We start from the raw sequence: 8,908 nt of genomic DNA on the forward strand, positions 1-8,908 counted from the left end.
TTCTCGCTGGCGTCGTCGCGGGCGCATTTTGATCACCGTGCGGTGGTGGTGGCGGAATCCGCTGATGAGGCGCGGGACGCGCTGGCTGCCGTGCGTGGTGAGGACGTGAGTTCTGGCCGACTCGGTGTGCTGTTCACGGGTCAGGGGTCGCAGCGGATCGGGATGGGGCGTGGGTTGTATGCGTCGTATCCGGTGTTCGCGGCGGCGTTCGACGAGGTGTGCGGGGCCGTGGATGGTCTGCTGGGGCGGTCGTTGAAGGATGTGGTGTTCGGCGAGTCGGAGCTGTTGGATCAGACGGGGTTTGCGCAGCCTGCGTTGTTCGCTGTCGAGGTGGCGTTGTTCCGGTTGGTGGAGTCGTGGGGTGTGCGGCCGGATTTCGTTGCCGGGCATTCGATCGGTGAGGTGGCGGCGGCGTTTGTGGCGGGTGTGTGGTCGTTGGAGGATGCGGCGGCGTTGGTGGTGGCGCGGGGTCGGTTGATGCAGGCCCTGCCGGAGGGCGGTGTGATGGTGGCCGTCGAGGCCACCGAGGACGAGGTCGCCCCGCTGCTGACCGAGGGCGTGAGCATCGCCGCGATCAACGGTCCGACATCCCTGGTGCTCTCTGGGGCTGAGGACGCGGTGATGGCGGTGGCCGGAGGCTTTGAGGGCCGCCGGGTCAAGAAGCTGCGGGTATCGCACGCCTTCCACTCGCCGCTGATGGACGGGATGCTGGACGACTTCCGCCAGGTCGTGGCCGGTCTGAGCTACGCCACGCCGCGTCTGCCGGTGGTGTCGAACCTGACGGGTGAGCTGGCCGATCCCGAGCGGCTGTGTTCGCCGGAGTACTGGGTCGAGCACGTCCGGGGCACGGTCCGGTTCGCCGATGGGGTTCAGGCCCTTCGGGGGCAGGGCGTGGCCACGTTCCTGGAGCTGGGCCCGGACGGCGTCCTGACCGCGATGGCGGGCGAGGGCGGCGTACCCACCCTGCGCCGCGATGTGGCCGATGAGCGCCGGGCGCTGCTCACCGCCGTAGGACGGCTGCACACGCGCGGCGTCACGGTGGACTGGACGCAGGTGTTCGCGGGGACGGACGCGCGCCGCGTCGACCTGCCCACGTACCCCTTCCAGCGGGAGCGCTTCTGGCTCGCCGCGACGGCACCGGCCACGAGCGATGTGTCGATGGATCATCCGCTGCTCAGCACCGTGGTGGCCGTTCCGGACACCGGCGGTGTGCTGTGCACCGGTCGGTTGTCGTTGAGCGCACAGCCGTGGCTCGCTGATCACCTGGTGGCGGGTGTGCACGTCGTACCCGGGTCCGCGCTGGTCGAGTTGGCGCTGCGCGCGGGTGACGAGATCGGAGCCGGGTCGCTGTCGGAGCTGGTGAGCGACGCTCCGCTCGTGCTGCCGGAAACGGGGTCGGTACGGGTACAGGTCTCGGTGGGCGGCTCGGACGACACGGGCGAGCGGCCGGTGAGCATCTACTCCCGGCCCGGGAAGGGCGATGCGCCCTGGACCCGTCACGCGATCGGGACACTGGCGACCGCCGAGACGGCGCGCCCCTCGACGGACCTGGACGTATGGCCTCCGGCCGACGCGGAGCCCGCCTCGGTCGAAGGCCTCCCCGGAGAGGTGCGCCAGCTGTGGACGCGCGGCACCGATGTGTTCGCCGAGATCGGACTCGGTGAGCAACACATCGGCGCTGCCGGGCGTTTCGGTATCCACCCGGCGCTTCTGGAGGCTGCGGCACAGGCCGCCGGTCTGCCGGGTCGGGCCGCCGAATGGCGTGGCGTGACCCTGCACGCCGCCGACGCGTCGGAGCTGCGGGTACGGCTGTCGCTCACCGGCCCCGCGTCGATGGCGATGGAGATCGCCGATGCGGGAGGAGCGCCGGTCGCGTCGGTGGATTCGCTCGTACTGCGGGAGATCGCCGATGAGGAGCTGAGGACGACGGCCGGACACGACGCGCTGTTCCGCGTCGAGTGGTCGCAGCTGGTGCTTCGGCCTGAGGGCGATACCGGTATCGGTGATGCGACCGTCCTGGAAGCCACGTCCTCCCAGGACGGAGCCGAAGGTGTGCACGCGCTCGTCGCGCACGTCCTCTCCGGGCTGCAGGCATTCCTCGCTTCCTCTGACTCTGACTCTGCCCCTGCCTCTGCCACGAGCCGTCTGGTAGTGGTGACGCGGGGCGCGGTCGGGGTGTCCGGCGACGCCGAGGTGACCGACCCCGCAGGTGCTGCGGTGTGGGGCCTGGTGCGCTCGGCCCAGGCGGAGAACCCGGACCGCATCGTGCTGATGGACGTGGACGAGCAGCCCGCTGATGAGGTGCTCGCGGGTGTGCTGGCTTCCGGCGAGCCGCAGGTGGCGCTGCGCGCGGGGAACGTCTACGCACCACGGCTGGCCCGGAACGCCACGACCTCCGCCCGGGCCGGTGCGGAGCGGGTGCTGAACCCCGAGGGCACGGTGCTGATCACGGGTGGCACCGGGACACTGGGCGGTGTGGTCGCCCGTCATGTGGTGTCCGTCCACGGGGTACGCCATCTGGTGCTGGTCAGCCGCCGTGGCCCGGCGGCGGCAGGCGCCGAAGAGCTGAAGGCCGAGCTGGAAGGGCTCGGGGCGAGCGTCGCACTGGTCGCGTGCGATGTGGCGGATCGCGCTTCCCTGCGGACGGTGCTGGACGCCGTGCCCGAGGGCAGGCCATTGACCGGTGTGGTGCACACCGCCGGTGTGCTCGATGACGGTGTGATCGCGAGCCTGACCCCGGACCGGCTGGGCGGGGTGTTCCGGCCGAAGGTCGATGCGGCATGGGTGTTGCACGAGCTGACCGCCGAACTCGGCCTCGACGCGTTCATCCTGTACTCGTCCGCGTCCGGCATGATCGGTGGCCCGGGGCAGGGCAACTACGCGGCGGCCAATGCCTACTTGGACGCCTTCGCACAGTGGCGCCGGGCGCAGGGTCTGTCCGCCGTGTCCCTGGCCTGGGGCCAGTGGGCCGAATCGAGTGCCATGACCGGGACGCTGGGTGCAGCGGATCTGGCCCGGTTGAGCCGTGCCGGTATCAAGCCTCTGTCGTCCGAAGAGGGCATGGCTCTGTTCGACGTCGGGCTGCTCGGCGAGGACGCGGTGCTGGCGCCCGTGAAGTTCGACTTCGCCTCGCTGGCGGAACAGGCGGGGGCGGACCGCCTGCCGCCGATGCTGCGCGGGCTGGTACGTCGGCCTCGCCGCACCGTGAGCGCGAGTGGCGCTGCCACGGCCACGGTGGGCACGTCCTTGGCCGACCGCCTGGCGTTGATGCCCGCACCGGAGCAGCGGCGCGCCCTGGTGGAGCTCGTACGCGGTGACGCGGCGACCGTCCTCGGCCGACCGGGCAGGGACGTCATCGCGCCGGACCGTGCCTTCAAGGACATCGGGTTCGACTCCCTCACCGGCGTGGAGCTGCGCAACCGGCTCGCGGCCGCTACGGGGCTGACCCTGCCCGCCTCAGCGGTTTTCGACCATCCGACCCCTGCAGCCCTTGCTGAGCATCTGCTGGGCCAGCTGGTCACCGCTGAGGTGTCCGTACTGTCCGAACTCGACCGCATGGAAGCGGTGTTCGGCGCCGCGTCCCTGGACGACACGGTGAAAACGCAGGTGGCCAAGCGCCTTCAGGCCCTGGCCACCAGGTGGGCGTCGTCCGGCGGCGCCTTCGAGGCCGATGAGGAGTTCGACTTCGAATCCGCCTCCGACGACGAGCTCTTTGACTTCGCCGAGAGCGAGCTGGGCTCCTCGTGACCGCCGGCGCCACCGCCCGAACCTCCTGAGGAAGAGACTTCCCATGACGAACGACGACAAGCTCCGCGGCTACCTCAAGCGCGCGCTCGCCGACCTTTCGCAGGCCCGTACGCGGCTGCGTGAGATCGAGTCCGAGAAGACGGACCCGATCGCGATCGTGGCCATGAGCTGCCGTCTGCCGGGCGGGGTGGCGTCGCCCGAGGACCTGTGGGAACTCGTCGCCGGTGGTACCGATGGCATCGGCCCGTTCCCGTCCGACCGGGGCTGGGACGTCGACGGCGTCTTCGATCCGGACCCCGAGCGCTCCGGGAAGTCGTACGTCAGGGAAGGCGGCTTCATCGACGGCGCCACGGACTTCGACGCGGCATTCTTCGGGATCAGCCCGCGTGAGGCGCTGGCTATGGACCCGCAGCAGCGGCTGTTGCTGGAGACCTCCTGGGAGGTGTTCGAGCGGGCCGGTATCGACCCGGCCACGCTGCGCGGACGCAGTGTGGGCGTGTTCGCCGGGACCAAGCCGCAGGACTACATCCCCAGCCTCGAGGGTGGCGAGGAGGGCGCCGAAGGCTATGCGCTCACGGGCAGCGCGGGCGCCGTGGCCTCGGGGCGCGTGGCCTACAGCTTCGGCTTCGAAGGCCCGGCGGTCACCATCGACACGGCATGCTCCTCGGCGCTGGTGGCGATCCACCTGGCCGCGCAGGCGCTGCGCTCGGGTGAGTGCTCGCTGGCGCTGGCCGGTGCCGTCGCGGTCATGGCCACCCCGGGTGCCTTCGTCGCGTTCTCGCGGCAGCGTGGCCTCGCACCGGATGGCCGATGCAAGGCATTCGCGGCGGGTGCGGACGGTACGGCGTGGGGCGAGGGCGTCGGGCTGCTGTTGCTGGAGCGGCTGTCGGACGCGCGGGCGAACGGGCACCAGGTGCTGGCGGTGGTACGGGGCAGCGCGGTCAACCAGGACGGTGCCTCGAACGGCCTGACCGCGCCGAACGGCCCGTCGCAGCAGCGGGTCATCCGGCAGGCCCTCGCCAACGCCGGTCTCATCGGCACGGACATCGACGCGGTCGAGGCGCATGGAACGGGTACGTCGCTGGGCGACCCGATCGAGGCCCAGGCGCTGCTGGCCACGTACGGCCAGGGGCGCAGCGCGGACCGTCCCCTGTGGCTGGGCTCGTTGAAGTCCAACATCGGCCACACCCAGGCGACGGCCGGAGTCGCCAGCGTCATCAAGATGGTGGAGGCGATGCGGCGGGGTGTGCTGCCGAAGACGCTTCATGTGGATGAGCCGTCGCCGCAGGTGGATTGGTCGGCGGGTGCGGTGGAGTTGCTGACGGAGGCGCGTGAGTGGCCGGAGGTGGACCGGCCGAGGCGTGCGGCGGTGTCGTCGTTCGGCATCAGCGGGACGAACGCGCATGTGGTGCTGGAGTCCGTCGAGGACGAGGCTGCTGAGCGCGCGGTGTTCGACGGTCCCGTGCCGTTGGTGGTGTCCGCGAAGACTGCCGATGCGCTGGAGGCACAGGTAGGGCGGCTGGCGTCGTATCTGGACTCCGAGCGCGGCATGAGCCTTGCTGACCTGGGCTTCTCGTTGGCGATGTCGCGGGCGCGCTTTGATCACCGTGCGGTGGTGGTGGCGGAGTCCGTTGATGAGGCGCGGGATGCGCTGGGTGTGGTGCGTGGTGAGGAGGCGGTCCCTGGTCGGTTGGGTGTGGTGTTCACGGGTCAGGGGTCGCAGCGGGTGGGGATGGGGCGTGGGTTGTATGCGTCGTATCCGGTGTTCGCGGCGGCGTTCGACGAGGTGTGCGGGGCCGTGGATGGTCTGCTGGGGCGGTCGTTGAAGGAGGTGGTGTTCGGCGAGTCGGAGCTGTTGGATCAGACCGGGTTTGCGCAGCCTGCGTTGTTCGCTGTCGAGGTGGCGCTGTTCCGGTTGGTGGAGTCGTGGGGTGTGCGGCCGGATTTCGTTGCCGGGCATTCGATCGGTGAGGTTGCGGCGGCGTTCGTAGCGGGTGTGTGGTCGTTGGAGGATGCGGCGGCGTTGGTGGTGGCGCGGGGTCGGTTGATGCAGGCCCTGCCGGAGGGCGGTGTGATGGTGGCCGTCGAGGCGACCGAGGACGAGGTCGTCCCGCTGCTGACCGAGGGCGTGAGCATTGCGGCGATCAACGGTCCGGCATCGCTGGTGCTCTCTGGGGCTGAGGACGCGGTGATGGCGGTGGCCGGAGGCTTTGAGGGCCGCCGGGTGAAGAAGCTGCGGGTGTCGCATGCATTCCACTCGCCGCTGATGGACGGGATGTTGGAGGACTTCCGCCAGGTCGTGGCCGGTCTGACGTATGCCGCGCCGCGACTGCCGGTGGTGTCGAACCTGACGGGTGAGCTGGCCGACCCTGAGCGGCTGTGTTCGCCGGAGTACTGGGTTGAGCACGTCCGGGGCACGGTCCGGTTCGCCGATGGGGTTCAGGCCCTTCGGGGGCAGGGCGTGGCCACGTTCCTGGAGCTGGGTCCTGATGGTGTGTTGACCGCGATGGTGGGCGAGGGTGGTGTGCCGTCGCTGCGTCGTGATGTGGCCGATGAGCGGCGGGCGTTGCTCACCGCCGTAGGACGGCTGCACGCGCGCGGTGTCGCGGTGGACTGGGCGCAGGTGTTCGCGGGGACGGACGCGCGCCGCGTCGACCTGCCCACGTACGCCTTCCAGCGACAGCGCTACTGGCTCACCTCGACCGTCTCGGCAGTCGACGGTGCCCTCTCGGCCGAACACCCGCTGCTCACCACCGTCATGTCGGTGCCGGACTCGGGTGGTGTGGTGTGCAGTGGTCGGTTGTCGTTGGGTGTGCAGCCGTGGCTGGCCGATCATGCGGTGTCGGGTGTGGTGTTGTTGCCGGGTGCGGCGTTGGTGGAGTTGGCGGTTCGTGCTGGGGATGAGGTGGGTGCGGGGTCGTTGCCGGAGTTGGTGATCGAGGCTCCGTTGGTTCTGCCGGAGTCGGGCGCGGTGCGGGTGCAGGTGTCGGTCGGCGGGCCGCAGGCCGATGGTGTGCGTTCGGTCGCGGTGTACTCGCGGGCCGACGATGCGGTGTCGGAGACACCGTGGACGCGTCATGCCAGCGGTCAGCTCGCGAGCCAGGCACCCGCCCCTGACCACTCCTTTGAGGTGTGGCCCCCGGAGGGGGCCGAGGCCGTGGATGTGTCGGGTCTGTATGAGGAGCTGGCTGGGCGCGGCTATGGGTACGGGCCGGTGTTTCAGGGGTTGCGGTCGGTGTGGCGTCGTGGTGGTGAGGTGTTTGCCGAGGTTGCTTTGGGGGCGGAGTCTGCGGGGGATGGGGCGGGGTTTGGGTTGCATCCGGCGTTGTTGGATGCGGCGTTGCATGCGGGGGCGTTTGTGGAGTCGGGTGAGTCTGGCGGGGACGGGGTGTTGTTGCCGTTCGCGTGGAATGGTGTGACGTTGCATGCGGCGGGTGCGTCGGTGCTCCGAGTGCGGTTGTCGTCGGCGGGTGCGCAGGCACTGTCGTTGGAGATCGCTGATGGTGCGGGTGCGCCCGTGGCGTCGGTGGAGTCGTTGGCGCTGCGGGCCGTTGCTGATGAGCAGTTGAGGGCGGCGGCCGGGAGCGATGCGCTGTTCCGGGTGGAGTGGTCGCCGCTGCCGACCCGGGCGGAGACCGGTCCGGAGCCGGTTGATGCCGCGTCGGTGGTGCGGGCGCGGTCTGGTGTGGTGGAGGCCGAGGGAGTCCGTGGCCTGTGTGCCGAGGTGTTGGGCCGGTTGCAGACGTTCCTGGCTTCTGAGGACTCCGGTCGCCTGGTGGTGGTCACCGAGGGTGCTGTGGGTGTTGAGGGCGATGCTGAGGTGGTGGATCCTGCGGGGGCTGCGGTGTGGGGGTTGGTGCGTTCCGCGCAGGCGGAGAACCCCGGCCGGGTGGTGTTGGTGGACATCGACGGCGGTGAGCCGTCCGATGAGCTGCTCGCGACCGTGCTGGCCTCGGACGAGCCACAGGTGGCAGTCCGAACAGGCGCGGTATACGTGCCACGGCTGGTGCGCTCGGCCGCGAAGCAGGCCATGTCCGTGTCCCCGCTGAATCCCGAGGGCACGGTCCTGATCACCGGCGGCACGGGGACATTGGGCGGTGTGGTCGCTCGCCACCTCGTATCGGTGCACGGTGTACGCAACCTGGTGCTCGCCAGCCGCCGGGGTATGGCGGCGGCCGGAGCCGAGGACTTGAACAGCGAGCTGGAGAAGCTCGGAGTGAACGTCCGCGTAGTGGCGTGTGATGTGGCCGACCGCGACTCTCTGCGCGAGCTGCTTGCGGGGGTACCGGCGGAGTCGCCGCTGACGGGTGTGGTGCATACGGCGGGTGTCCTCGATGACGGTGTGATCGGGAGCCTGTCGCCGGAGCGTCTGGACGCGGTGTTCCGGCCGAAAGTCGATGCGGCGCTGATGCTGCACGAGCTGACCGCCGAACTGGACCTGGACGCGTTCGTCCTGTTCTCCTCCGCGTCCGGAGTGCTCGGTGGTCCGGGCCAGGGCAACTACTCGGCGGCGAATGCGTTCCTGGACGCCTTCGCGCAGTGGCGTCGGGCACAGGGTCTGCCCGCCGTGTCCCTCGCCTGGGGCCTGTGGGGCCAGGCCAGCGGGATGACCAGCGCGCTCGACCAGGCCGACCAGGCCCGGATGAGCCGCAGCGGCATCAAGTCGTTGTCCTCCGATGAGGGCATGGCGCTGTTCGATGTCGGCCTCGATGCCGAGGCGTCGGCAATGGTGCTGGCGAAGTTCGACTTCGCGTCCTTTGCCCAGCAGGCGGAGGCGGGCCAGCTGACCGCGATGCTGCGCGGACTCGTACGCCAGCCACGACGCCGCACTGCGGGCACCCCCGCCAACGCCACCGGTGAGTCCTTGGCCGGTCGGTTGGTGGGGTTGTCGGGTGAGGAGCAGGGGCGGGTGTTGGTGGATGTGGTGTGTGGTGAGGTGGCGGTGGTGCTGGGGCATGCGGGTGCGGGGAGTGTGGGTGCGCGGCAGTCGTTCAGCGATCTGGGGTTTGATTCGCTGACGGCGGTGGAGTTGCGTAACCGATTGAATGCGGTGTCGGGGCTGCGGCTGCCCGCGACGTTGATTTTCGATTATCCGTCGCCGGTGGTGTTGGCGGAGTTCTTGCGGGTGGAGTTGGTGGGGGACCGGTCGGCCGAAGCGGTG

General features: G+C 70.0%; 1 protein-coding gene and 1 pseudogene. Both read left to right on the plus strand.

The window, feature by feature from the left end; translation table 11 throughout:
• Positions 1 to 105: 105 nt before the first annotated feature.
• A complete protein-coding gene (locus ACWC5C_RS41880) occupies positions 106 to 3,747 on the plus strand; it encodes an SDR family NAD(P)-dependent oxidoreductase (RefSeq protein WP_450884589.1) in 3,642 nt (1,213 codons plus the stop codon).
• Between the two features lie 82 nt (positions 3,748 to 3,829).
• Positions 3,830 to 8,908 (plus strand): annotated as a pseudogene (locus tag ACWC5C_RS41885) (type I polyketide synthase); the annotation flags it as partial.

This window comes from Streptomyces sp. NPDC001700 (assembly GCF_053596435.1).